The 24,339-nt window shown below is 69.6% G+C and carries 16 protein-coding genes; 7 read left to right on the top strand and 9 right to left on the bottom strand.

Annotation, left to right across the window (positions count from 1 at the left end; translation table 11 throughout):
• The first annotated feature begins 5 nt into the window (after positions 1–5).
• Together J2X20_RS28440 and J2X20_RS28435 are read left to right on the top strand one after the other, a co-directional pair.
• Complete coding sequence (locus J2X20_RS28440; RefSeq protein WP_310272962.1) at positions 6–704, top strand: CpXC domain-containing protein; 699 nt, start codon at positions 6–8, stop codon at positions 702–704.
• Positions 704–2,947 carry a hypothetical protein gene (locus J2X20_RS28435; RefSeq protein WP_310272960.1) on the top strand — a complete coding sequence of 748 codons (2,244 nt, stop codon included), beginning with the start codon at positions 704–706 and terminating at the stop codon, positions 2,945–2,947. Before J2X20_RS28440 ends, J2X20_RS28435 begins: the two co-directional genes overlap by 1 nt.
• Positions 2,948–2,970: 23 nt before the next feature.
• Here J2X20_RS28435 and J2X20_RS28430 read toward each other — a convergent pair whose 3' ends face one another.
• The 6 genes from J2X20_RS28430 to tssK form a co-directional block, all read right to left on the bottom strand.
• Positions 2,971–5,529, bottom strand: coding sequence for a hypothetical protein (locus J2X20_RS28430; RefSeq protein ID WP_310272958.1), 2,559 nt, complete (start codon positions 5,527–5,529; stop codon positions 2,971–2,973).
• Between the two features lie 88 nt (positions 5,530–5,617).
• Complete coding sequence (locus J2X20_RS28425; RefSeq protein ID WP_310272956.1) at positions 5,618–7,462, bottom strand: type VI secretion system contractile sheath domain-containing protein; 1,845 nt, start codon at positions 7,460–7,462, stop codon at positions 5,618–5,620.
• Positions 7,463–7,469: 7 nt separating this feature from the next.
• Complete coding sequence (tagF, locus tag J2X20_RS28420; protein WP_310272954.1) at positions 7,470–8,081, bottom strand: type VI secretion system-associated protein TagF; 612 nt, start codon at positions 8,079–8,081, stop codon at positions 7,470–7,472.
• Positions 8,078–11,626: a type VI secretion system membrane subunit TssM gene (gene tssM / locus J2X20_RS28415; RefSeq protein WP_310272952.1), complete on the bottom strand. Its 3,549-nt coding sequence runs from the start codon at positions 11,624–11,626 to the stop codon at positions 8,078–8,080. Before tssM ends, tagF begins: the two co-directional genes overlap by 4 nt.
• 2 nt (positions 11,627–11,628) lie before the next feature.
• Positions 11,629–12,975 (bottom strand): DotU family type VI secretion system protein, encoded by a 1,347-nt coding sequence (locus tag J2X20_RS28410; protein WP_310272950.1) that lies wholly within the window; start codon positions 12,973–12,975, stop codon positions 11,629–11,631.
• A 26-nt stretch (positions 12,976–13,001) separates the two neighbouring features.
• Positions 13,002–14,339 carry a type VI secretion system baseplate subunit TssK gene (gene tssK, locus J2X20_RS28405; RefSeq protein WP_310272948.1) on the bottom strand — a complete coding sequence of 446 codons (1,338 nt, stop codon included), beginning with the start codon at positions 14,337–14,339 and terminating at the stop codon, positions 13,002–13,004.
• Positions 14,340–14,572: 233 nt separating this feature from the next.
• Between tssK and J2X20_RS28400 the strand changes: the two genes are divergently transcribed.
• The 5 genes from J2X20_RS28400 to J2X20_RS28380 all read left to right on the top strand — a co-directional run bounded on the left by J2X20_RS28400 (position 14,573) and on the right by J2X20_RS28380 (position 21,230).
• Positions 14,573–15,079, top strand: a complete 507-nt coding sequence (locus J2X20_RS28400) for an OmpA family protein (RefSeq protein ID WP_310272946.1) — start codon at positions 14,573–14,575, stop codon at positions 15,077–15,079.
• Between the two features lie 89 nt (positions 15,080–15,168).
• Positions 15,169–15,552 (top strand): hypothetical protein, encoded by a 384-nt coding sequence (locus J2X20_RS28395; protein ID WP_310272944.1) that lies wholly within the window; start codon positions 15,169–15,171, stop codon positions 15,550–15,552.
• 76 nt (positions 15,553–15,628) lie between these two features.
• Positions 15,629–16,864, top strand: coding sequence for a TolC family protein (locus tag J2X20_RS28390; RefSeq protein WP_310272942.1), 1,236 nt, complete (start codon positions 15,629–15,631; stop codon positions 16,862–16,864).
• Complete coding sequence (locus tag J2X20_RS28385) at positions 16,861–18,087, top strand: efflux RND transporter periplasmic adaptor subunit (protein ID WP_310272940.1); 1,227 nt, start codon at positions 16,861–16,863, stop codon at positions 18,085–18,087. The genes J2X20_RS28390 and J2X20_RS28385 overlap by 4 nt, the downstream gene beginning before the upstream one ends.
• The gene (locus J2X20_RS28380; RefSeq protein WP_310272939.1) at positions 18,084–21,230 is read left to right on the top strand and encodes an efflux RND transporter permease subunit; all 3,147 of its coding nucleotides are present in this window, start codon (positions 18,084–18,086) and stop codon (positions 21,228–21,230) included. The genes J2X20_RS28385 and J2X20_RS28380 overlap by 4 nt, the downstream gene beginning before the upstream one ends.
• On the opposite strand, the gene J2X20_RS28375 is transcribed toward J2X20_RS28380, so the two are convergent.
• The 3 genes from J2X20_RS28375 to tagH all read right to left on the bottom strand — a co-directional run bounded on the left by J2X20_RS28375 (position 21,211) and on the right by tagH (position 24,327).
• Positions 21,211–21,618 carry a DUF4280 domain-containing protein gene (locus J2X20_RS28375; protein WP_310272937.1) on the bottom strand — a complete coding sequence of 136 codons (408 nt, stop codon included), beginning with the start codon at positions 21,616–21,618 and terminating at the stop codon, positions 21,211–21,213. The genes J2X20_RS28380 and J2X20_RS28375 overlap by 20 nt on opposite strands.
• 181 nt (positions 21,619–21,799) lie before the next feature.
• Positions 21,800–22,549, bottom strand: a complete 750-nt coding sequence (locus J2X20_RS28370) for a PP2C family protein-serine/threonine phosphatase (protein WP_310272935.1) — start codon at positions 22,547–22,549, stop codon at positions 21,800–21,802.
• 8 nt (positions 22,550–22,557) lie between these two features.
• A complete protein-coding gene (tagH, locus tag J2X20_RS28365; RefSeq protein ID WP_310272933.1) occupies positions 22,558–24,327 on the bottom strand; it encodes a type VI secretion system-associated FHA domain protein TagH in 1,770 nt (589 codons plus the stop codon).
• Between the last annotated feature and the right edge of the window lie 12 nt (positions 24,328–24,339).

Genomic DNA, 24,339 nt, shown 5'->3' with positions numbered 1-24,339 from the left:
GCCCCATGTCACGCCTGCATTCCGAGACCTTTCCCTGCCCCCATTGCGGCGCCGAACTGGAGATGGGCATCGTCGCCAGCATCAACGCCGACCGCCGCCCCGACCTGCGCCAGGCCGTGCTGGACGACAGCTACCAGCGCGGCAGCTGCGAGTCCTGCGGCAAGGGCTTTCGCCTCGACCCCGACCTGACCTATCTGGACGCCGCCCGCGGCCAGTGGCTGCTGGTGCGCCCGGCCGAACACCTGGACGAATGGCCGCTGACGGAGGCCCTCGCCAACCAGGCCTTCGAGCGCGCCTATGGTGCGCAGGCTTCGCCCGATGCCCGCGAGCTCGGCGCCGGCATGCAGCCGCGCCTGGCCTTTGGCTGGGCGGCCTTCCGCGAGAAGCTGCTGTGCGGCGAGCATGGCATGGATGACATCGCGCTGGAGCTGACCAAGCTGGCCGTCATGCGCGCCGTGCAGGACATGCCGCTGGCCGACGACATGGAGCTGCGCCTGACCGCGGCGACGGCCGATGAGCTGGAGCTGACCTGGGGCATGTCCGGCGGCGACCTGGCCGTGGAGAAGATTGCCGTGCCGCGCGCGCTCTACGACGAGATCGCCAGGGACAAGGGCAAGGGTTGGGCCGAGGCGCGTGCGGAGCTGGGCGCCGGCGTGTTCGTCGACGTCAACCGCATCCTGGTGCCTGCGGACGAAGAAGCCTGATGCCGAAAACCAATCTGCGCGAAGTCCTGGAAGCCATCGCCGCGACGCCCGAGGGCCTCACCGATGAACAGGACGCGGCCGCCCTGCTGGACATGCACCTGGGCCGCATCCAGGCCTGTCAGCACACCGATCCCCTGGCCCAGCTGATCAAGGTCAGGAACGAGGCCGAGAAGGCGCTCAAGACCACCGCCAAACTGGCGGGGACGAGCAAGCTCGTCCAGTCGCACCGGCTGCCGCTGGCGGACGCCCTGGAGCCGCTGAAGCGCCTGATCCCCAAGCTGCAGGAGGAGCAGGCCAAGGAAGTCGAGGCGGCGCGCCGCAAGTCGGAGAACGAGCGCGGCCAGATCAAGCAGGCCATGACCCGGCTCACGCAGCAGCATCCGGTCGACCTGAAGAAGCTGCGCGAGCTGGCCGCCTTCGAGTTCGCGCGGGCGAGCAAGCTCGACGCCGTTTTGAAGCAGGCCTCGGCCGACGAACTGCCGATCACGCCGTCGCCGGCCAAGGTCAGCTTCGCGGACAACAAGTCCGCCAAGGAATGGACGCGTGCCGTCTGCGAAGCCGCCTTCCAGAAACACACCTGGTTCGAGTTCAAGGACCTGCGCAAGTCGGGCCAGGAAGTGGACCTGCCAGGCCTGGTGGAGCAGAAGACCGTCACCGACGAGGTGATGTGGAAGCTCTACCAGTTCCGCCGTCATGTCGTCGATGGGCTGATCGCGCAGCTGCATGCCGAGTTCCCCAAGTCGGGCCTGATGTTCAAGAGCAGCGGCAGCGAGGACATCGAGTCCGACCTCGACATCACGGTGGCGTCCAGCCCGCCGGGCGACGACGTCAAGGCCATGAGTCGCTTCAACGGCGAGATCAAGCGCATCTTCGGCCGCCCGCCGGGCCGGGTCTTCGACACCAACCTCTATGCCCGCGACTACCGCGCCATCGAGGACAACATGACCCAGGGCCGCGAAGGCGCGCCGCCCCAGGACCGCGACATCGACGAGCCCACCGGGCCGATGGCCAATATGAGCGGCATCGACCAGGACGTCGCGACGCTGATGAAGCAGCGCCGCTTCCTCGACGAAGCCAGCTTCACGGCCATGTGGCAGGAGCTGCGCGACAGCATGAAGACGCAGGAGGATCGCCAGCGCATCCAGCAGCGCTTCGAGGAGGCCGAGGCGGTCTATCTGCTGACGGCCCAGGAAAAGGTCGAGGCCATCGAGAAGAAGATCGAGGCCAGGCGGGCCGCGCTGCTGAAGAAGCGCCAGCCGACGGCCGAGGAGGCCGAGACCTTCAAGGCCTTCGATGCTGCCAGGAAGCAGTTCGAGAAGGCGCGCGCCGACCATGACCTGCACCAGGTGCAGGCCCTGCTGCCCGAGTTCCTCGACCTGATGGAGGAGAAGTTCCCCGACGAGGTCATGGACGTCACCGACGACCAGTACGCCGAACGCATGGCCAAGCTGCGTGAGGACCAGGCCCTGGTCGAGTCCAGCGAGGCCACGCACCAGCAAGAGGGGCCGGACTGCGCCCAGGTGCACCCGGGCAAGACCCACGCCGTCTGGGCCGCAGAGATCAATGCGCTGAAGGCGCGCATCAAGCAGGCCCAGTTCACCAATATCGTCTTCGCCAACGAGGCCTATGTGAGCCAGGGCGCCATCACCCACATCGTGGCCGGCGCCCAGGCCTCGACGCCCGAGAAGAAGCAGGCGGTGCTCGGCAAGATCAAGCCGGCTGAGCTGCTGCAGTCCACCAACGAGCAGCTCGCCGACTTCTTCAAGGACATGAAGCATATGGAGCATGCCGAGAAGGCCGCGGCGCCGGGCACCGAGCGCCGCCGCGCCACCGGCGAAGCCTTTGTGCATGCCTCCAAATACCTGTCGCGCATGCTGGATGGCGCGGCCATGCTGCAGGAGAAATACCAGGGCAATGCCGAGGCCACCGAGCTGCTGTCGGGCAAGCCGTTTGCACTGTGCACCCGCGCCAAGCTTGCAACGCCACGCCTGCTGCAGGCCAGGATCGACGAGCAGCTGGTCAAGCTGCGCAAGTCCTCCAGCATCCCGGGCGACGCCAAGGCCGAGCTGGCCGTGGAGGATGTGAAGACGCTTTTCAACGTCGGCAGCGTGGCCGAGTTGCGCGCGCTGATCACGCAGTTCAGCATCGAGTTCAACCACCGCGTGCGCCACCTGGCCGAGTTCCAGGCTGCGCAACATGTCGAACTCGACACCGAACGCCAGTACTTCCGACCGGCGAGCTGAGCGCGGGCTCAGCCGCCGCGTTTTCAGCTCAGCTTGGCCACGGACTCGTCGAGCACGAGGCGGCCGCGCTCGACCTCCACCTCGTCCTTGGCGCGCACTTCGTCGGTCTGCTTGGCCTTGTCGCCGCTGGCCTCCCAATCCTGCTTCTCGAGGACGGCCTCGAAGATGGCCTTGCGTTCCTCGGCGGTGAGGTCGCTCAGCGCCTTCTTCTTGTGGCGCTTCTTGGTCAGAGCGGCCATCTCCTGCTCCACCTCGGCCTTGGCGACCCGGCGGCCCAGCAGGGCCGTGGCGTCCAGGTCCACGAGCAGGGTGTACTCGTCGATCACCTCCTGGATCTGCAGGCGCTGGGTCGGCGACACGCCGGGCACGCCTTCCAGCGTCAGCTTCTTGTCGCCGGCTTCCTCGCCTTCCCACTCGTCGACATAGATGCCGTGACGGTCGGCCAGGCGTATGCGGGCCGGCGAGGTGCGTGACATCGAGGTGACCACCCACAGCTTGTTCTTCAGCCCCTTGCCCGAGTCGAAGCTGCGCTTGGGCGGCGGCACCAGCAGGGCCGTCGCCGACTTGCCGCCGAAGGTCCAGGCCTGTTCCTCGACCGGCTGGTGCCGGTAGGGGCCGTCGTCGGTGGAGTAGCTGCGCAGGTTCTCGGAGAACAGCTCGGCCTGCACCTTCATGGCCGGCAGCGCGGTCGGCCCCTTGAGCTTGGCCTGGTGCTGGGCGGTGAAGGGCCCGGTGCCCCTGAACTGCGCGATGACCATCATCTGCCAGGCATGCGTGTTCTCGTGCAGGATGGTGTCCATCATCTCCTTGAAGTCGCCGATCATGTGGTGATCGGAGTTGATGGTGATCTCGGCGGGGAAGCGGGGCGAGGTCTCACCGAAATCGGAAGGGCTGAGCTTCTTCAGCTTGACGGTGACCGGCGGGCTGGGGAACTTGGGCGGTGGGTTGTCGGGATCGAGGCCGGCCAGTTTCATCAGCTCCTTGAACTGCTTCTCGGCGATCTGCTGGCAGATGGCCTGCAGCTTGGAGATGTCCTTGGCCTTGGGCTGCTTGGGGTCCTTGCCGGCCCAGGCGGCCCAATGCTTCTCGTTCTCGGCCCATTCCTGCTTGGCCCGGATGCTCTCGGGCGTGGCGTTCTTGCCATCGTCGCCGCGCAGCATCTTGACCACGTCCTTGAGCACCTTCTGCTCGGCCTTGACGAAGTCCTCGTCCAGGGCCGGGTTGCCGAAGATGGCAGCGCGAGCCTCCAGGTTGTCGTCCGAATCGGGCGGGATCTTCTTGACCAGGGCCAGTTGCTGCTTGGCGGTCAGGATCTTCAGCAGGCCTTCGGCCTTCAGGTCCTCGACCACCTGCCGGGCCTGGTCGTCGTCTCCGGCGCCGCCGATGTCGTTGTCGATGGCTTCGCGCCGCTTGTCGAGCAGGGCCTTCATCAGGCGGGCGCATTTGGCGAGCTCGACATTGGCCTCGCGGAACCGGCCGCCGTCCTGCAGCCTGACGACGCGCTGGCGCGAGACGTCATAGGCCTGGCGCTCGGGCTTCCAATCCATGTCGGTGCCGGCGCCGTCGTCCTCGGGCAGGGTGTCCGCCACCTGGATCTCGGGCGTCATGCGCTTGAGGGCGGCGAAGTACTTCCTGACCTCGTCGTCGTGTGCGCGCAGCAGCGGCGCGGCCGCGTCGATCTTCTGGCGCAGCTCGCTGATGGCGGCCGTCGCCGTCTTGGCGGCCTTGTCGCGCGCATCACCCTTGGCGGCCTTGTTGAAGCCGTCCAGCTGGGTGCGGGCCTCCTTGCGCGCCGCGTCGACGGCCCGGGTGGCCTTGCGGATGGCCGAGGAGCGGTACTCGGCCGGATAGTTCAGCACGTCGTCTATGCGCAGCTTCAGGCGCTCGAACAGCACCGTCGGGTCGGCGGCCGTCACTTCCAGCCTGCGCTCGATCGCTTCGATGGCGTCATGCATGGGCTTGGCGAGCTTGCGCGCCTGCTCGATCTTGGCCGCCGTCAGATCGCCGTCCATGGCCTTGAGAGCCAGGTCGCGCAGGGTCTCGACCTCCTTCTTCTCCTTGGGCGTGGCCTCCTCGGGCAGCTCGGCATTGATCTCGCCGCGCAGGATCTCGGCGACGCGGTCCAGCCCCAGGTCCTCGCGCATCTGCGCGCCGGCGCACACCGCACTGAGCTGGTCGACTTCGTCGGCCGCTTCGTCCAGCTTCAGCGCGGCGATGTCCTCGGCGATGCTCAGGCGCAGCAGGCGGGCATGCTCGCGCTCCTCGTCCGTCATGCCGGGCGGGTCGACGTAAAGGGCCGCGTCCTCCTGGACCGCGATGCTGGCCTCGATGTCTTCGCGATAGGCGTCCAGCAGCCGGCGCGCCTCGTCGTAGTTCTTGGCCTTGGCCAGCTCGCTGATGTCGTCGCGCCTGTCCACCAGGCCGCCATTCAGCGAGATGCCCGCCGCGGCGCCGCGGCGGTACAGCGTGACCGCCTCGCCGCCTATGCTGAGGGCCTCGGCATCGACCGTCGAAGGCCTCTCCTTCTTCTTCTTGAAGGGATTGAGGGTTTCCAGCACTTCGCGGATGGCGGTCTTGGACATCGTTGCTCCAGCAGGGATCAGACCTGGCTGAGTGAACGAATGGCCGCGCTTGGTTCCCCCGCGCGACGCGCATCAGCGCGTTAGGGGCTCAGCCCAGGGACTTCAGCAGGGCTTCGAGATCCGGGTCCATGGCGTCGTCGCTGCTCTCGGCGGCGGCAGCGGGCTCGGCGGCAGCCGGCGCGTCGTCGTTGAGGCTGGCCAGCAGGGCGTCGAGGTCGTCGAGGTCCGAGGTGTCGGCCGCCGCGGGCGCGGGGGCGGGTGAGCTGTCGCCGCCGCCGGCCAGGTCGGCCAGCAGGGCGTCCAGGTCTGAGCTGTCGTCAGACGCGCTGGCGGCCGGTGAGGCTTCGTCCTCAGCCTCTTCGAGCTTGGCTGGCTTCGCGGCCTTCGCTGCCTTGGGGGGCGCGGCGGCCTTGCGCTCCTCGGGCTCGGCCAGCTTGCTGCGGACGGCCATCTCCACGCCCATGCGGGCGCCGGGCTTGGACGCCACGGCGGCTGGCGGCGTGAAGGTGCCGGCGACGGTGTCGGGGCCGGTCAACTGCACCAGGGGTTCGCCCTTGTGGGCCATCAGGGCCTTGAGGCCATAGCGGGCCATCTCGGTGGCCACGGCGGTGGAGATGAAGCGCTCGGTGCAGGGCAGGGCCGTGCTGTCGCCATCGGCATCGACGAAGTGATGGAAGGGCAGGTCGTCCACATTGGGCTTGCCGCCCTGGCCGGCCAGCACCGTCAGGGCCAGCAGGGCGGGGTGGCCCCACAGCAGGGCACCGAGGCCGTCGGCCATCGTGAACTCTTCGAAGGCGAAGGACGAGATCGGGTCGCTGCGCTTGCCATAGGGGTGGCGCAGCAGGAAGCGCGGGCCCAGCAGGGCCAGGCGCTTGGCCTCGGGCAGGCCGCGCAGGGCGGCGAAGGCGTCGATGACGAGCTGGTGCGGCGGGTTGCGCGGGTTGCTGAGGTCGTCCACCGCCATGGACGTGAAGAAGGTGGAGCCGGCGGCGTTGGCGATCTTGGCCATGCGGCCCAGCAGCTCGGTGTGGGGCGGCGTGGCTTCGAACTGGTAGAGGCCTGCGACATAGGTATAGCCGCCGTCCTTGGTCTCGGCCTGCTTGCCGACGAGCAGCTGGTAGAGACCGCTGTCCGTCAGATCGTCACTGGCGCTGAGGTCGGCCGCGAACTCCTCGGCGCTGATGTCGATGAGATGGACCTGCAGCATGGGCCCGGTCTCCAGGCGGCGCAGCAGGAAGTCCACGCCGCGCCACAGCGACTCGGCGGTCTGGAAGTCCGGCTGGTGCAGCACCGCGCGCATGCCGTCGGCAATCGATTCATCGAGCACCTTCAGCAGGCCGACCTTCTCGGGCTTGGCCGCCGGCACGACGAAGGGGCCGATGACATTGCGCAGCAGGGCGTCGATATTGCCGCCACCCTCGGGCGCACTCGTGCGGCCGGTCAGGCGGGCGAAGTCGCTCAGCTTGGCGCCGGCTGACGGCGCCGAGCCGCGGGCGCGGGCACCGTGTGCGGTGCGCGAGGCCTTGCGGGCCGAACCACCACCCATCTTGGCGACCTCGGCCGCGGCCTTGTCGAAACTGGCCGTGTTGTTGAGACGCTTGCGCAGGTCATTGAGCTTCTTGAACAGCTCCAGCTCGCGGAACAGCGTGTCGGGGTGGAAGGACTCGAGGTCGGCCAGCGGGATCTCGACTGGCGCGCCATCCGCACCCACCGGCAGGTTCAGCGTGATGTTCTGTTGGCCCAGCCAGTCTTCCAGCGAATCGAATTCCACCGAACGCGGCTTGCGGCGGGCCAGGTCGGCGCCGGTGTCCAGGCGGCCGGCAGCGGCGCCGGCACCGAAGTCGCCGAGCAGGGCGATGCGGATGGGGCGCTTGGCGGCCCAGGCTGGGGCGGCGGCCGAGAGTTGGCCGTAGTTGGGGGTCCAGTCGCTCATGGCGTCCTCAGTTCGGTCGGAAGAGGGCAGCGAAGGCTGCACCTCGGGGTAGAGCGGGCTGCACGCTGGGGCCGGCGCCGGCATGCAGCCACAGGCTGCAGCCTTGCAGGCCATCCCAGGCGGCCTGGCTCAGCAGAGCAGCGAGGGCCGGCGGCAGGGTCGTATCGGATGTCCCGGTCGGAGCTGGCGCGTCGGCGAGCGCGGCATCGAGGGTCTCGGCGCTCCAGTCGTCGTGCAGGGCGTTGACGGCGATCTCCTCGATCTGTCCGGCCCATTGCCACAGCGCGGCCACCTGGGCGCCGTCGTTGGGGCGCTGCAGCGGCGGGCTGACGACGACGAGGGGAAAGTAGCGGCCCACGCGGTCTACCGAGGGAATCATCACGCCGACACGTAGGCCCTCGCCCGAGCCATCGGGCAGCGAGCCCGGCAGCAGCGCAAAGCGCCAGGCCGGGCTGGCCAGGTAATCGTTCAGCCAGGTGTCGGGCGCGATCTCGCGCAACTGGTGCAGGCCGGCGGCCAGCCAGCCATCCCATTGCGCGATCCACTCCGGCGTGAGGCGCCGCGACGCAAAGTCACCCAACGCCGGCAACTTCCCATACCACCCTGCGATTGCGTTCACAGCGCCCCCGGGCAGCGGAACTGCTGCAGCTCGCGCAGCCGGAAGGGGTTGAAGACGCTGCTGGCCGTCACTTCCAGGCGGGCGCGGTGGCCGTCCAGGTTCATGACCACGACGAAGCGCTCGGGCTGCTGCGGCGAGCCCTGCACCTCGAAGCGGTCGAAGAGGCGGAACAGCGCCCAGGGGCCGTCGAAGGTGACGGGCGCACCGCCACCCGGCGCGGCGCTGAGCTTGATCTGCGAAGACAGGCGCGCACCCGGCCATTGCAGGCTGACGGACTGGTTGCTGCCGGCGCTGAACTTGCTGACCTGGCCGTCGATGTCCAGCGTCAGCTCCTTCAGGCCATCGGCCAGCTCCAGCACGCGCACGTCGACGCGGAAGGCCGGGGCCTTGCCGCCGCCGCGGAAGAAGACCTCGCGCACCCGGGCTGCGCGCTGGAAGTCGGCGAGTGCGGCGGGCGAGACCGGCTTGCTGCCGTCGCCCGTGGGCCGGAAGCTCCAGGGGTTGGTGCCGACGTCGACCAGAGGCGCGAGCTTGCGCGTGAAGAAGTCGTCCATCATGCCGCCGGGGGCGAAGAACTGGCCAAAGTCCTCGGGCAGCACATCGACCTTGGAGCCCTGGGCGACCGGATAGCGGCCCGCGATGGCGCGCGAGCAGAACTCGCTGACGGGTTGCAGCTCGCCGGTCAGGCTCTGGCGCTCCACCAGGCGGCTCTGGTTGTCGGCCGCTTCGGCCAGGGTCTCCAGCGCGCCGCGCAGGGGCTCGGGCTGCTGGCCGGCGGCGGCCTTCAACTTGCCACCGCCACCACCGGCGGGCGGCGGCGACTTGCTCTTCAAGGCTTCCTGCACGGCGCTGAGCTGCACATAGACCTCGTTGAACATCTTCATCACGTCGTCCAGTGGCGGCGGCGTGCCGGTGACGAGGCGGCGCAGCGCGGCGAAGTGGTCGTCGACGATCTTCTCCAGCGGGCCGTCCGACGAGATGGCCGTGGGCGCCTTGGCCTGGTTGCCCGCCAGGCGGGCCAGCTCGCCGCCCTTGGCGAAGACGGCATCGTCAGCACGCTTGTTCAGCTCCTTGCCGATGGTGTTGTCGTTCGTGACCGGGTCGATCAGCGTCGTCTCCTTGGACGCGGCGCGCAGGAAGGCGGCCAGCGGCGAGTCCACCGCCGACAGCAGCCGCGACACGGCGATGCCGCGGTCCAGGCCGTTGAGCTTCACGAGGCGCACGTCGGCCAGGTAGTTGTCCCAGACCTTGACGTACTCCTCCAGGTAGAGGCGGCGCACGCGGTTCACCAGGGTCTTGTCCTCGGCCAGGCGCTTGGCGGTGGCGGGGTTGGTGCCCAGCACCCAGGCTTCTTCCTCGGCGAGCTGCTTGGCCGTGCGGTCCACCGAGGTCTGGAAGGCCTTCTTGTAGCCGTCCTTGGTGAACATGCCCGGGATGCCCTGGGTCAGCGACGCACCGCTGGCACGCACAAACACGTTAGGGCTCTGCGGGCCGGCCGCGGCCGCCACCGTGAAGGGCGGCAGGTCGCCGTCGATCTGGGCACGGCGCAGGCGGCTGAAGATGCGGTATTCGAGCGGGTAGGCGCCCAGCATCTCGCGCACGCTGGCCACCAGGGTCTTGTCCATGGGCTGGGCCACCTCGAAGCTGCCGCGCGACAGCAGCGCGTCGAGGTGGTTCTTCAAGAGGGCCACTTTCTCGGCACCGAGGCTGCCTTCCAGGTTGGCGTCCCAGTCCAGGCCCACCCAGGCCTGCAGGCCGGGCTTGTCCAGATGCTCGGGCGTGTAGAGCATCAGATAGGCCTTCAGCGACTCGTAGGCGAATTCGAGGTTGTCGCGGTTGGCGGTGCGCAGCCTCTCCTCCAGCCGGGCCGCGACGCGCGGTGCGAGGGCGCGCTGCAGCAGGCGGTGATAGGAGACCTGGGCGCCGGCATCGAGCTTGTCGCCCTGGAAGAGGCCGAAGCCCAGCGACAGCGGCGGGTTGTCCAGCGCAAAGCCGGGCGGCTGGGCGGCGTCGCGAATGGCGGCCAGGGCTTCGGGCAGGGCCGAGGGGTCGCTGCCGCTGGTGGGCGGCAGGGCGGTGACCGTGTCCTTCAGCGCCGGCAGCTTGGCCTCGATGTCGGCGATATAGCGCTTGTTGCCGAAGTAGCTGAAGCCCCAGCCGACCAGCAGGGTCAGCGTGATGACGCCCACCGTCGCCAAGCCGGCCAGGCGCAGCCTTGCGCTGCGGCGTTCGACCTGCGCGTTCTGGCCCACCAGGCCTTGCTCGACAAAGATGACCTTGCGCAGCAGATGATTCAGGAAATAGCTCTTGCCCTTGGCCGCGGCCGGTGGCGTCAGGCGGCGCTCGACGCCGAAGGTGCGGGCCAGGGCCCCGAGCACGCGGTCGATGGGCGTGCCTTCCTGGGTGCCGCTGGTGAAATAGACGCCGCGCAGCCGCGGGGCTTCATCCAGCGCACCACCGCCGCCGAACACCGTTTCCAGATAGCCGCCGAGCAGGCCCTTCAGGCCGCCGAACTGCTGCGGGAAGGCGAAGATGGTGGCGCGCTTGAGCGTGTCGCTCTCGGCCTCCATGCGCTCGATGAGGCGCTCGCGCAGGCGCTTCTCCAGCGACGCGAATTCGCCGCCGAAGTTGGCCATGATCTCCTCGCCCGGCTGCGTCGCCAGCGGGAAGGTGAAGCCGAAGACCTGGTCGCGCTCCTCCTTGCCCATGGGGCCGAAGGTCTCGTTGAAGCCGGCCAGCAGGTCGCACTTGGTGACCATCACATAGACCGGCACCTTGACGCCCAGGCGCTGCTGCAGCTCCTGCATGCGGCCGCGCATGCGCGAGGCCTGTTCCTTGCGCTGGTCGGGCGGCAGGGCCAGCAGGTCCTGCACGCTGATGGTCAGCAGCACGCCGTTGATGGGACGGCGAGGGCGGGCCTTGCGCAACAGGCCGAGGAAGGTGTCCCAGGCCGCGGCGTCGGTGTCCTTGTCGGAGTCCTGCGTGGCGTAGCGGCCGGCGGTGTCGATGAGGACGGCCTCGTCGCTGAACCACCATTCGCAGTTGCGCGTGCCGCCCACGCCGCGCACGCTGGCCTGGCCGAGCTTCTCGGTCAGCGGGAAGTTCAGGCCGGCATTCAACAGCGCCGTCGTCTTGCCCGAGCCCGGCGCGCCGACGAAGACATACCAGGGCAGCTCGTACAGCGAATTGCCGCCGCCGAACAGACCCTTCTTGCTGCCCGGTGCCTTCTTCAGCAGATCGATGGCCTGGGTGAAGCGCTCCTGCAGCACGCCCTCTTCCTTGGCGGCTGCCGACGGCCCGGCATTCATGCCCTTGACCAGGGCCGCGTTGATGCGGCGCCGCCGCATCTGCGACCACACCAGGCGCAGGCCGCCCAGCAGCCAGATGATGGCCAGCGTGATCCAGCGCGCCAGGCTGGTGTCCAGCGGCCGGTGCTCGCCAAAGGCGATCAGCGGGCCGACCCACCAGACCAGGGCGGAGATGACGCCCAGGAAGAAGATCCCGAGGGTCAGCGGATGGAACAGGAAGGAGAGAACTTTCTTCATGATCAGCGACCGTCCTGGACCATCAGCGTGACTTCGACGCGGCGGTTCTTCGCGCGGCCGGCGGGGGTGGCGTTGTCGGCCACGGCTTCGGCATCCGCGCGGCCTTCGGCACGCAGGCGGCCGATCTCGACGCGCTCGGCCAGCAGGTTGCGGAAGGCCTCGGCGCGGGCCTGGGACAGATGCCAGTTGGACGGGAAGCGCAGCGAGCGGATGGGCTGGTTGTCGGTGTGGCCGGTGATCTGCACCTGGCCCTTCATGCGCTGCAGGGCTTCGCCGATGCGCAGCACCAGGGGGCGCAGCTCGGACGACACCTCGGCGCTGCCAGGGCCGAACAGGCCGTCGCCCTTGATGATGACGATGGAACGGTCGGCGAGGTCGTTGACCTGGATGAGGCCGGCCTTGATGTCGTTGTCCAGCAGGCCGGCCAGGCGCGGCGCGGCCGGGGGCGGCGTGGGGGCGGCAACGGCGGCGGTCTTCACGTCATAGCCGCGCAGGGCGGTGAAGACGTCGTCCGACGCGCCGTTGATGCTGAAGCGCAGGCCGATGTAGACCAGCAGCAGCACCAGGGCCGTGGCGGCGGCGATGGCCCAGACCGGCACTTTCTGGCGCAGGCTGGACTGGCCGGGTTCGGCGCCCTGCCAGCGCGGCGACAGGGCCGGATCGGGGTTGCTGCCTTGGCGCAGCATCTGCGCCAAGCGGGCGCGCACGCCGTCGAGCTGGGCGCGGCCGTTGTCGACGACGCGGTAGCGGCCCTCAAAGCCGAAGGCCAGGCAGACGTAGAGCAGTTCCAGCAGGTTGCGGTTTGCCGGCACGTTCTCGGCCAGCTTGGCCATCAGCGCGAAGACCTTCTCACCGCCCCAGGACTCGTTGTGGAACTGCACCAGCAGGCTTTGTGATGCCCAGGCGCCCGAGCCGCCCCAGGGCGTGCTGGCGGCGGATTCGTCGAGCAGGGTGCACAGGATGTAGCGGCCGGCGATGACCTGCTCGTTGGGCAGGCCTTCCGCACGCGCCTTGGCCTCGAAGCTGCGGATGCCTTCGGCCAGGGCTTCCTTCAGCCCGGCAGGATTGGGATGCTGGGCGCTGTGGCGCACGCGCGGCGCGGCCGACAGCAGGGGCATGGCGGCGGCCACCAGCGGGTTCATGCTGGCCGTCGTCAGCGCCTCCAGGGCCATGGGGGCTTCCTTGCCCATCGGCCCGGCGGGCATGCCGGCGGGCTGTTGGCCCATGGCGCCGGCGGGCCGGGCCGGCGGCTGGGGCGTGGTCGCCGCCGCTCGGCCCGCGCTGGGCTTGATGACGGTGCGGTCCTGCCCGAAGGCGGCAAAGGGATCGTCGTTGTTGGGATCGCTCATGAGGCGGACCGATCAAAAAGGGTTCGTCAGGCTCGAATCGCCCAGAACTCGAGTTCGAGTCCCGGGAACTCGCCGGCGATGTGCATGGCCAGGCCGCCCGAGGTCTCGAGCTGCTTCCACAGCTCGTTGCCGCGGGTCTCGAGCTCGAAGTAGTTGTGGCCCGCGTGATAGGGGATCTGGCGCGGCGCCACCGGCAGCGGGCGCAGCGACACGCCGGGCAGCTGCAGGTTGACGAGATCGCGGATGCGCTCGACCGGGCCGATCTTGACCTGGGTCGGGAAGCGGGCGCGCAGCGCGTCGCCGGGCAGCTGGGCCGACACCGCCAGCACGAAGGTGGCCGTGCGCTGCAGGCCGACGTCGGGAATCAGCGCCACGCGCACGCCGTAGGCGCGATCCTGCAACTCGATCGGAATCGCCGTCTGCTCCATCACCATGGACAGGGACTGGCGCAGGTCGTCGATGACGGGCCGGAAGGTGGCCGCCAGGTCATCGTGCAGATAGTCGGCGTATTGGGCCGGGCGGCGGCTGTCGCGGAAGGTGGCCAGGTCGCCGGCCAGACTCAGGCATTCGCTGTACAGGCGCTCCGGGTGCAGTACCGACACGGCGCGCAGGTGGTTGAACAGGGCCTGGTTGCGGTTGACGGCTTCCAGCAGCAGGAAGTCGGCAATCTCGCCGACGCCACCGCGCCCCGGCGCGGCCAGGCGGGCGGCCAGGGCCTCGCCGCGCTGGTTCAGCAGGCCGCAGAGTTCGCGCACATAGCCGTCCAGCACCGGGTGGGCCGGCGCGTGCAGCAGCGGCGGCACATAGCTGGGATCGAGCACGACGCGGTTGTCGGCGCGGCGCTCGACGACGCGGGCCACGCCCAGGGTGGCATAGCCCTCGCCGGCGTCGCGCTGCAGCATCAGGCGCAGGTTGAGCCGCCCGATCTGCAGGGCGGCGTCGCGGTCGAGCTGGGAATTGCTGTCACCGACATTGACCTCGGCCGTCGTGAAGCGCGGGCCCATGGCGCCGGCGGCCTGTTCGGCGTCGGTCTCGACGACGCCGGGGCGCTGCAGGGTCACGGCCAGCACGACGATCTCGTTGCGGGCATCGGGCGGGATGTCCACCGCTGCCGGCGTGGCGTCGCCGCCGGGGGCGGAGAAAGCCGTGCCGTCGGGCAGCAGGCCTTGCGCCGCGGCCAGGCCGACCTTGCCCAGGGTCAGGGAGGCCTCGTCCAGGCTCAGGGCCGTGAAGCCCCAGGCATAGGCCACGGCCTGTTGCAGGCGTTGGCGCCACTGGTGCTCCCAGTGGCGGTCGTGCTGCTGGAAGTGCTGCGGCTGGAGGAACATGCCCTCCGTCCAGATCACTCGGTCACGCCAGGTCATGGATGGGATCGCCTCGATGGAGCAAGAGAAAACAGGGGGAAGCAGCCACGGCGGCCTGCGATCAGGCCATGAGTGACTGGCGGCGGCGCTTGGTTCCCCGCTCCTTCGGGAACCAATCGACGCGGGTGGTCACTCAGTCAGCGGTTCATCCTGCCGACCAAAGAGCGCCCGTCATGAAGAAGTTTCGCCCCCTCCTGGTTCTTTCCTTGTGCGGTCTCACCCTGAGTGCCTCCGTGGCCGCTCAGACGCCGGAAATCCCGCCGCCTGCCGCCTCGGCGGCTGAAGTCCTCGACCTGGGCAAGACCGTGCCGACGGCCGAGGCCATCAACGAAGGCCTGTTCCCTGACGACAAGTGCAAGGAACTGGAGGCTTCGGGCTTCAAGTGCATGGGTTTCAAGCCGGCCATCAAGTATTCCCTGCCGGCCACCTCCTTCAAGGTGGGCTCGGCCGAGCTGCCGACAACGCTGAAAAAGCAGCTCGACGTCTTTGCCGACGTGCTCAAGACCAAGAAGAACAGCGACCGCAAGGTGCGCGTCATCGGCCATGCCGACGCCTCCGGCACGCCGGCGGCCAACCAGGCACTGTCCGTCAAGCGCGCCGAGTCCGTGCGTGACTACCTCGTCAGCAAGGGCGCCGACCCGGCCCTGCTGCTCATCGAGGGCGTGGGTGCCAGCGAACCCAAGAATCCGGCCAAGCCCAAGGCCGACGAGAACCGCCGCGTCGAGATCGGGCGCAAGTGAGCCGACCCGGCTCCAACCAAGGCCGCCCGAGGGCGGCTTTCTCTTTGCCGCCGGGTCGGAACAGGGCGTGGCGCTAAACTGGCCTTGCCATGTTGCGCCGCTCCACCCGTCGCCTGACCACCGCCTTCCTCGTGGTGGTGTCGCTGCTGTTCGCGCAGCTGGCGCTGGCGCGCTATGTCTGCCCGCAGCAGGCAGACCCGGCCGCCATGGCGGCCATGATGGCGGCCGGCCTGCCCTGCGAAGGCCTGGACGCGGACCAGCCGGCCCTGTGCGCCGAGCATTCCTCCAGCGCCGCGCAGTCCTTCGAGGCCGCCAAGGTCCCGGCCGTCTCGCTGCCCATGGTGGTCCAGGTGCTGGAACTGCCGCTGCTGCTCGACGCCGTCGAGGCGGCGATCGTCCCTGCCCAGGCCACGACCGAGGCCCAGCCGCCTCCGGACCCGCTCTTCCTCTCCACGCTCAGACTCCGAGTCTGACTCCCTCCGTCGACTGACAGGCGCCGCTGCGGCATGTCCGCATCCGGCAAGGCCGCCGCTCGTCCACGGAGTTTTCATGCCATCCCCCAGTTTTTTCCTGCGGTCAGTCGCCCTGGCTGCTGCATTGCTTCCCGGCCTGAGCCGGGCGGCTCCCCTGACGCTCGACCAAGCCCTCGAACGGGCCGTCCAGCGTTCCGAATCCGCCCGCGCCGCCCGCGCGGGTGCCACCAGCGCCACCGAGGCCGCACGTGCCGCCGGCCAGCTGCCCGACCCCGTACTGCGCGCCGGTGTCGACAACTTGCCCATCTCCGGCACCGACCGGCTCAGCTCCCGCGACTCCATGACGATGAAGCGCGTCGGCATCAGCCAGGAATGGCTGTCGGCCGAGAAGCGTGCCGCGCGCCAAGCCGCCGCCGACGCGATGGCTGGAAGGGAAGCGGTCGCCGTGCAGGCCACGACGGCCGAGGTCCGCCTGCAGGCCGGCCTGGCCTATCTCGATGCCTGGTTCGCTGGCGAGACGCTCAAGCTGACGGCGCTGACGGAACACCACGCCCGCGAAGAACTCGAGGCCGCCCGCGCCCGGCTGGCTTCCGCGACCGGCAACGGCCAGGAAGTCCTGGCGCTGGCGGCCGCCCAGGGCGTCGCCGAGGACGAGGCGGCCGAGGTGAGGCAGCAGCAGGCCGCTGCACGGGCGGCGTTGGAGCGCTGGATGGGCGCGCCGGCCGAGGAGCTGGCAGAGCCCGCGGGCCTGCCGCCACCGCAAGAGCAGGCCTATGTGGCCAGCCATCCCGCCGTCCTCGCCGCCCAACTGGACGCCGAGCTGGCCCGCAAGGAGGCTGAACTGGCGCGGGCCAGCCGCAATCCGAACTGGTCCTGGGAGCTCAGCTACGGCCAGCGCGCCGGCTATCCCGACATGGTCTCTGTCGGCGTCAGCATCCCCTTGGTCGTCGCGCCGGCGCGCCGCCAGGACCGCGACATCGCCTCCCGGCTGGCCCTGATCGAAAAGGCCGAGGCTGCGCTGGCCGAGGCCACACGCATGGCCACTGGCGAGTACCGCGCGCTGGCCGGCGATGCCGGCCGTCTTGCCGAGCGCATCGAGCGCTACCGCGCGACCGTGGCCGTTGCGGCTCGACAGCGCACGAGCGCCGCCCAGGCGGCCTACCGCTCCAACCAGGCCCCCCTCATGACGCTGTTCGAGGCGCGCCACGCCGAGGTCCAGGCGCAGCGCAGGCTGCTCGCCCTGCAGCGCGAGCTGGCCCGGGCCCAGGTCCAGCTGGCCCTCAAGCCCATTCTCGAAGGAGGTGCACGATGAAGCGCGCAACTCTCGCTGCCGCGCTGATCGCCGCCGGCGCAGTGCTGGCCGTTGGCGGCTTCTACGCCGGCCGATCGACCCCACCCGCGGCCGCAATACCGCAGGCCGCCGAGCGCAAGCCGCTGTACTGGCACGACCCCATGGTGCCGGGGCCGCGCTTTGACAAACCGGGCAAGTCGCCCTTCATGGACATGCAGCTCGTGCCCGTCTATGCCGACGCGGCGGGCGAGGGCGGCGTCAAGGTCAGCCCGACCATTCAACAAAACCTCGGGGTGCGCACCGCCGTCGTCAAGAAGGCCGAGGTCTCGGCTTCCTTCGACGCCGTGGGCACGGTGCAGTTCGACGAGCGCTTGAGCGTCGCCGTGCAGAGCCGCGTGGCCGGTTACGTCGAGCGCCTGGCGGTTCGCGCGCCCATGGAGCAGGTGCGCAAGGGCCAGGCCCTGGCCACCGTCTTCGCGCCCGAATGGCTGGGGCCGCAGAACGAACTGCTGGCGCTCCAGCGGGCCGGCGTCGCACCGGACCTGATCGCGGCGACGCGCGAGCGCCTGCGCGCCATGTCGATTCCGGAGAGCCTGATCCGCCAGAGCGAGGAGGCCGGGACGGCCCAGGCCCGGTTCACGCTGAGCGCGCCCTCCGGCGGCGTGGTGGCGGAGCTGGGCGTGCGCGAGGGCGTTGCCGTTTCGCCCGGCATGACTCTCTTCCGCATTGCCGGCCTGGAGAAGGTCTGGGCCGTTGCTGAAGTCCCGGAAGCCCAGGCGATCCGACTCGTGCGCGGCCAGAAGGTCAGGGCCGTGCTGCAGGCCGACGCCTCGCAGGCCTTCAGCGGCGAGCTCAAGGAAATCCTGCCCCAGGTCAGCGCCAGCACGCGCACGCTGCAGGCTCGCTTCGAGGTCGACAACCGGTCCGGCCGGCTGATGCCGGGGATGCTGCTGCGCCTGCAGATCGCAGGCGCAACGACCTCACGTCTGGTCGTGCCCGCCGAAGCCGTCATACGCACGGGCACGCGGGCCGTGGCCATCGTGCGCAAGCAGGGCGGCGCCTTCGAGCCGCGCGAGCTCAAGCTGGGCGCCGAGCTGGGCGAACAGGTCGAAGTGCTCGAAGGGCTGAGCGAAGGCGATGAGGTCGTCGCCAGCGGCCAGTTCCTCATCGACTCCGAGGCGCGGCTGAAGTCCGTGCTCGGCGCCATGCAGGCCGCGCCAGCCGCGTCCGGAGGCGCCCAATGATTGCCGCCCTCATCCGCTGGTCGGTCGCCAACCGTTTCCTCGTCCTCATCGCCACGGCCTTCCTCGTCGCGGCGGGCGTGTGGTCCCTGTCTCGAACGCCGGTGGATGCCCTGCCGGATCTCTCGGACACGCAAGTCATCGTGCGCACCACCTACCCGGGCAAGCCGCCCCAGGTGGTCGAGGATCTGGTGACCTACCCGCTGACCACCACCCTGCTCAGCGTGCCGGGCGCCAAGACCGTGCGCGGCTACAGCTTCTTCGGCGACTCCTTCGTCTACGTCCTCTTCGACGACAAGACCGACCCTTACTGGGCGCGGTCGCGCGTCGTCGAGTCGCTGAACCAGGTGCAGGGCCGCCTGCCCGCGGGGGCGACGGCGGCGCTGGGGCCGGACGCGACCGGCGTGGGCTGGGTCTATGAATACGCCCTCATCGATCGCAGCGGCCACACCGACATCGGCCAGCTGCGCGCCCTCAACGACTGGTTCCTGAAGTTCGAGCTGAAGACCGTGCCCGACGTGGCCGAGGTGGCCAGCATCGGCGGCATGGTGCGCCAGTACCAGGTGGTGCTGGATCCGGATCGGATGCGCGCCCTCAGCGTCACGCAGGCCGTGGTCGCCCAGGCGCTGCAGAAGGCCAACCAGTCCTCGGGCGGCTCGGTCGTGGAGATGGCCGAGACCGAGTACATGGTGCGTTCGCGCGGCTTCCTGCAGTCGCTGGACGACTTCCGGACCATCCCGCTCAGCGTGGCGGGCACGACACCGGTGCTGCTGCGTGATGTGGCGACGGTCCAGATCGGCCCCGAGATGCGCCGCGGCGTTGCCGAACTGGACGGCGAAGGCGAGGTCACGGGCGGCGTGGTCGTGATGCGCTCGGGCAAGAACGCCCGCACCACCATCGCGGCCGTCAAGGCCAGGCTGGAGGCCCTCAAACCCAGCCTGCCCCGGGGCGTCGAGGTCGTCGAGACCTATGACCGCTCCCAGCTCATCGACCGCGCCATCGACAACCTGCGCGTCAAGCTCATCGAGGAGTTCGTCGTCGTCGGCGTCGTCTGCGCGCTGTTCCTGTTCCATCTGCGCTCAGCCTTGGTGGCCGTGGTGACCTTGCCGGTCGGTGTGCTCACAGCCTTCATCGTCATGCACTGGCAGGGCGTCAGCGCCAACATCCTGTCGCTGGGCGGGGTGGCCATTGCCTTGGGCGCCATGGTCGATGCCTCGGTCGTGCTGGTCGAGGCCGTGCACAAGCATCTCGAGCATTTCGAAGAGCGGCACGGCCGGGCGCCGATCTTGGCCGAACGCTGGGAGCTGGTTGCGCAGGCGTCGATGGAGGTGGGGCCGGCGCTGTTCTTCTCGCTGCTGGTCATCACCCTGTCCTTCCTGCCCGTCTTCACCCTCGAAGCCCAGGAAGGCCGGCTGTTCTCGCCGCTGGCCTTCACCAAGACCTATGCGATGGCGGCGGCGGCCGGGCTGTCGGTGACGCTGGTGCCGGTGCTGATGGGCTATCTCATCCGTGGTCGCATTCCCAGGGAGACGGCCAACCCGCTGAACCGCTTGCTCATCGCCAGCTACCGGCCGGCGCTGGAGGCCGTGTTGCGCCATCCCAAGGCCACGCTGGCCATCGCGGCGTTGGTACTCGCCGTGACCGCGGTTCCGGTCTCGCGCCTGGGTGGCGAATTCATGCCGCCGCTGGATGAGGGCGACCTGCTCTATATGCCGTCGGCCCTGCCAGGCATCTCGGTGTCCAAGGCGTCCGAACTGCTGCAGCAGACCGACCGCCTCATCAAGACCGTGCCCGAGGTCGAACGCATGTTCGGCAAGGCGGGGCGTGCCGACACCGCCACCGACCCGGCGCCCCTGGAGATGTTCGAGACCACCATCCGCTTCAAGCCCCGCGAGCAGTGGCGGGCGGGCATGACGCCGGACAAGCTGGTGGAGGAGCTGGACCGCGTCGTCAAGCTGCCCGGCCTGTCCAACGTCTGGGTGCCGCCCATCCGCAACCGCATCGACATGCTGGCCACCGGCATCAAGAGCCCGGTGGGCATCAAGGTGGCCGGGGCCGACCTGACCACCATCGACCGGCTCGCCGCGCAGATCGAGTCGGCCGTGAAGAGCGTCCCCGGCGTGTCCTCGGCGCTGGCCGAGCGGCTGACCGGCGGCCGCTATATCGACGTGGATGTCGACCGCGCCGCGGCGGTGCGCTTCGGGCTGTCGGTGGCCGATGTGCAGGCCGTGGTGTCCACCGCCATCGGTGGCGACAACGTCGGCGAGGTCGTCCAGGGCCGCGAACGTTTCCCCATCAACCTGCGCTACCCGCGCGAGCTGCGCGATTCGCTGCAGCGCCTGCGTCAGCTGCCCTTCCTGACCGACAGGGGTGCGACCGTGCTATTGCAGGACGTGGCCCGCATCGCCATCGCGGACGGGCCGCCCATGGTGCGCAGCGAGAACGCGCGCCTCTCGGGCTGGGTGTATGTGGACGTGCGCGGTCGCGACCTGCGCTCGGTCGTGCGCGAGATGCAGCAGGCCGTTCGCCGGCAGGTGGTGCTGCCGGCCGGCTACGCGGTGTCGTGGTCGGGCCAGTTCGAGTATCTGGAGCGCGCCACCGAAAGGCTGAAGCTGGTCGTGCCCGTCACCCTGGCCATCATCTTCGTGCTGCTCTATCTGCTGTTCCGCTCGGCCGGGGACGCGGCCCTGGTCATGGCCGCGGTGCCCTTCTCGCTGGTGGGCGGGTTCTGGCTGATCTGGATGCTGGGGCACGCCATCTCGGTGGCCACCGCGGTGGGCTTCATCGCCCTGGCCGGCGTGGCCGCGGAGTTCGGCGTCGTGATGCTGGTCTATCTGCAGAACGCGTGGACCCAGCGCCTGGCCGCTGGTGAGCCCGAGAACGAGGCGACCTTGCTGGCCGCCCTGCGTGAAGGCGCGGTGCTGCGGGTGCGGCCCAAGGCGATGACGGTGGCCGTCGTGATGGCGGGCCTGCTGCCCATCCTGTTCGGGCATGGCACGGGCTCGGAGGTCATGACACGCATCGCCGCGCCCATGGTCGGCGGCATGGTGACGGCGCCGCTGCTGAGCATGCTGGTCGTGCCGGCCGCCTGGCTGCTGCTGCAGCGCCGCCGGCTGACCGGCCGGCTCAGGGCACCATCTCCGTGACCTGGCCGGGCGACACGATGCTGACGACGCCGGCATAGGCGCACATCAGCTTGGAGGTGTTGTTCAGCACCGGCATATTGGCCAGCATGACCGTCGGCGCGCCCGGCACCCAGGGGGCCGGGAAGACCGGCACGCAGGGCATGGGCGTCAGCGTGAACACGCCCTGGGCCGCGGCCGTGGCGGCGGCGGTGGCGGAGGCGACGGCCGGGTTGGCCATGCTCTTGCACGGGCCGAAGGGCTGGATGTTCACCATGGGCTTGTTGTCCATGATGTTGGCCGCGAACTGGTTGCTGGTCTTCATCTTGTTCAGCGGCAGCACTTCCAGCGCGCTGGGCTTGGAGCCGAAGGTGCAGACCAGCTGGGCACCCTTGCAGACATGTTGAGGCATGGTGCTTCTCCTTCAGGTAGCGGAGCCTGGCGATTCCGGGCCGAGCGCCGGGCCGCTCCCTAGCCGGCCCGTCTGGCGATGTGCTTGCGGCTCGATGCCGCAAGCATCGCGGTCCCCTCGGGGGACCGGCTGGGCTTGCCTGCGTTCAGCAGGGCAAGACTGGACGAGGGGCCCACACATTTCAATCGGGCCTGAGCCAGAGGGCCAAGGCGGTGAAGTTGTCGTGGTTGGGCTTGTCGGCAGCGGCCAGGCGAACGCGCTGGCCGAGGTCGTTCAGCCAGGCCTGGGGATCCGGCGCGAAGGACAGGGCGGCGGCGATCTCCTCGTCGGTCATCCATTCCCACAGGCCGTCGGTGCACAGCATCAGGGCCTCGCGGCCCAGCAGGGGCCAGGGCTGTTCGGACACGCTGATGTGCAGGTCCTCGCCCTGGGTGCCCAGGGCCGAATAGAGCTCGCTGCGCTTGGGGTGGGCGCGGGCGCCGGCCTCGTCGAGCAGGCCGCCGTCGATGAGGGACTGCACCAGGCTGTGGTCACGGGTGCGCTGGGCCAGCAAGCCGTCGCGGAAGGCGTAGAAGCGCGAGTCGCCGCAGTGACCCCACAGCGCCGTGCGCTCCTGCAGGTCGATGGACAGCACCACCACGGTCGAATGCATATTGCGCAGCTGCGGATTGGCGTCGCGCTGGGCGAGCAGCTCGCGGTTGGCGTCCACCAGCAGGGCTTCCAGGGCTTGCGGGTGATGGGCCGGCAGGCTGGCATAGCCCTGCAGCACATGGCTGACGGCGAGCTTGGACGCGATGTCGCCGCCGCCATGGCCGCCGGCGCCGTCGGCCAGCACGCAGCACAGATAGCGCTCGGAATGCCAGTGGCCGCAGGCGTCCTCGTTGTAGTCGCGGCCGCCCTGTTCCGACATCAATGCGAGCTCAATTTGCACAGGGCTCCTTATCCTTGTTCTTGTTGAAGCGCATCGAGCTGCGCTTCATAGGCACGCAGGAACTCGCGCCCGAAGACCTGGTGGAAATCATCCGCCAGTTCGCCGGCGATCTGCTGGTATTCCTGCTGGAAGACCGACCACAGCTGGGCCTTGCGCGCCGCCGGCAGCAGGCTTGAAAGCACCGACTTCTGCGTCAGCCGCGATTCCAGCTGGGCGGGGTCGAAGCGCTGCAGCAGGCCTTCGAGTGCGGCGCGCATGCCGGCCAGGAAGGCGAGCTGGTGGGCGCGCAGGTCGTCGAAGGCATCGCGCATGGCGCGCTGCGGCGGGATGAAACCGCGCACCGTCGGGCCCAGCAGATGGCCCAGTGCCACCTCGGCCGTCGGCGAGAACTTCAGCGGGTTGTTCTCCTTGGCGACGATCATGGTCGCCTCGGCGCGCACCTCGCGCTTGAGGGCTGCGCGGGCGACGAGCAGGTCCACCGTGCCGCGGGCCGACTCGTGGATGAGCTGGCCGAGCAGGCGCATGAACTCGGGCGTCAGGCCCTCGGCCGGCAGATTGGGAATGCCCAGACCTTCGCGGAAGGCCGCCAGCAGGGCGGCCTGGTCGGCCGGCATGGCCGCAGGCGCGGCCTGGGCGACCGGCGCGGCCATGGCGGGCGGCGGAGGCGGCGGCATCAAGGGTGCCGCTGCCGCGATGGGTGGCGCAATCGTGACCGGCGCAGGCGCCTCGGCCTTCTTGCCGGCACGGATGATGGTGCGGCCTTCGCCGGCGCTGTCGTTCCAGGACACGACGGCGCCCGACAGCGTGCCGGACGGATCCAGCGCATTCAGCGCCGCCATGGAGGCAGCGGGCGGGCGGGGGCGCTGGCCCGTCGTCGAGGACGAGGGGGCGTTCGGAGGAATGAAGGGCCGGTTCAGCTCCGAGGTCGTGTCCGGCAGGGCCTGGCCGGCCGCAGCAGGCAGCATGCCCAGGGCCTGCATGGGGTCGGCGTGGCCCGCCATGTTGGGCTGTGCCACCGCCTCGCCGAGCAGGGACTGGGCCAGCGGGTTGTTGCTGGCCGGCGTGGGGGCGCCGAGGCCGAAGAGGGCGTCAAGCGAATCGCCGGCCGCGCCTCCCCGAGGGGCTGAACCGGGCAGGTCGGGGATCAACGGCGCGGGGGCCCCGGCGCCCAGGTCCAGGCCCAGGGCGCGTGCGCCGGCTGATTGCTGAGGGGCGGCGGCCTGCTTGGGCGCGGCCACCGGGGCGAAGGGATCCCAGTCGGCCGGGATGCCGCCCATGGCCTGCGCGGGCGGGGGCGGCGCGGCAAGCGGTGGTGCGGCCTGCGGCGCGGGCGGATTCGCGCCGCCGAACAGGCCCAGCGGGTCGGCGGCCTTCAGGTCGCGGCGGATGCCGGGTTGGGTCAGGGCCGTGGCCGGGGCCATGCCGAAGAAGTCGGCAAAAGGATCGGCCGCGGCGCCGCCGGCGCTGCCGACCTCGACGACGAGGACATAGCCGCCGATCTGGATCTGGTCGCCCGGCTTGATGGCGGCCTCGCGGCCCTTGCCGAGCTGGATGCCGTTGACGCTGATGGCATTGCTGCCCTGGTCGACGATGCCGTAGCCGCTGCTAGCGCGGAACAGCACGCGGGCGTGCACGCGCGAGATGGTGCGTTCGGGGTCGGGCAGCACCAGCTGGTTGGTGTCCGCGCGGCCGATGTCGCCGCCGAGTTCGTCGAACTGGGCGGACAGCGGCTGGCTCACGGGCAGGCCGTTGTAGGTGGTGACGTTGAGGCGGATCATGGTCAGTGATTC

It is taken from the genome of Roseateles saccharophilus (assembly GCF_031458095.1).
GTDB classification, from domain to species: Bacteria; Pseudomonadota; Gammaproteobacteria; order Burkholderiales; family Burkholderiaceae_C; genus Pelomonas; species Pelomonas saccharophila_A.
The sequence above is the reverse complement of the archived record's forward strand: the minus strand, read 5'-3'. Positions and strand labels throughout refer to the sequence as shown.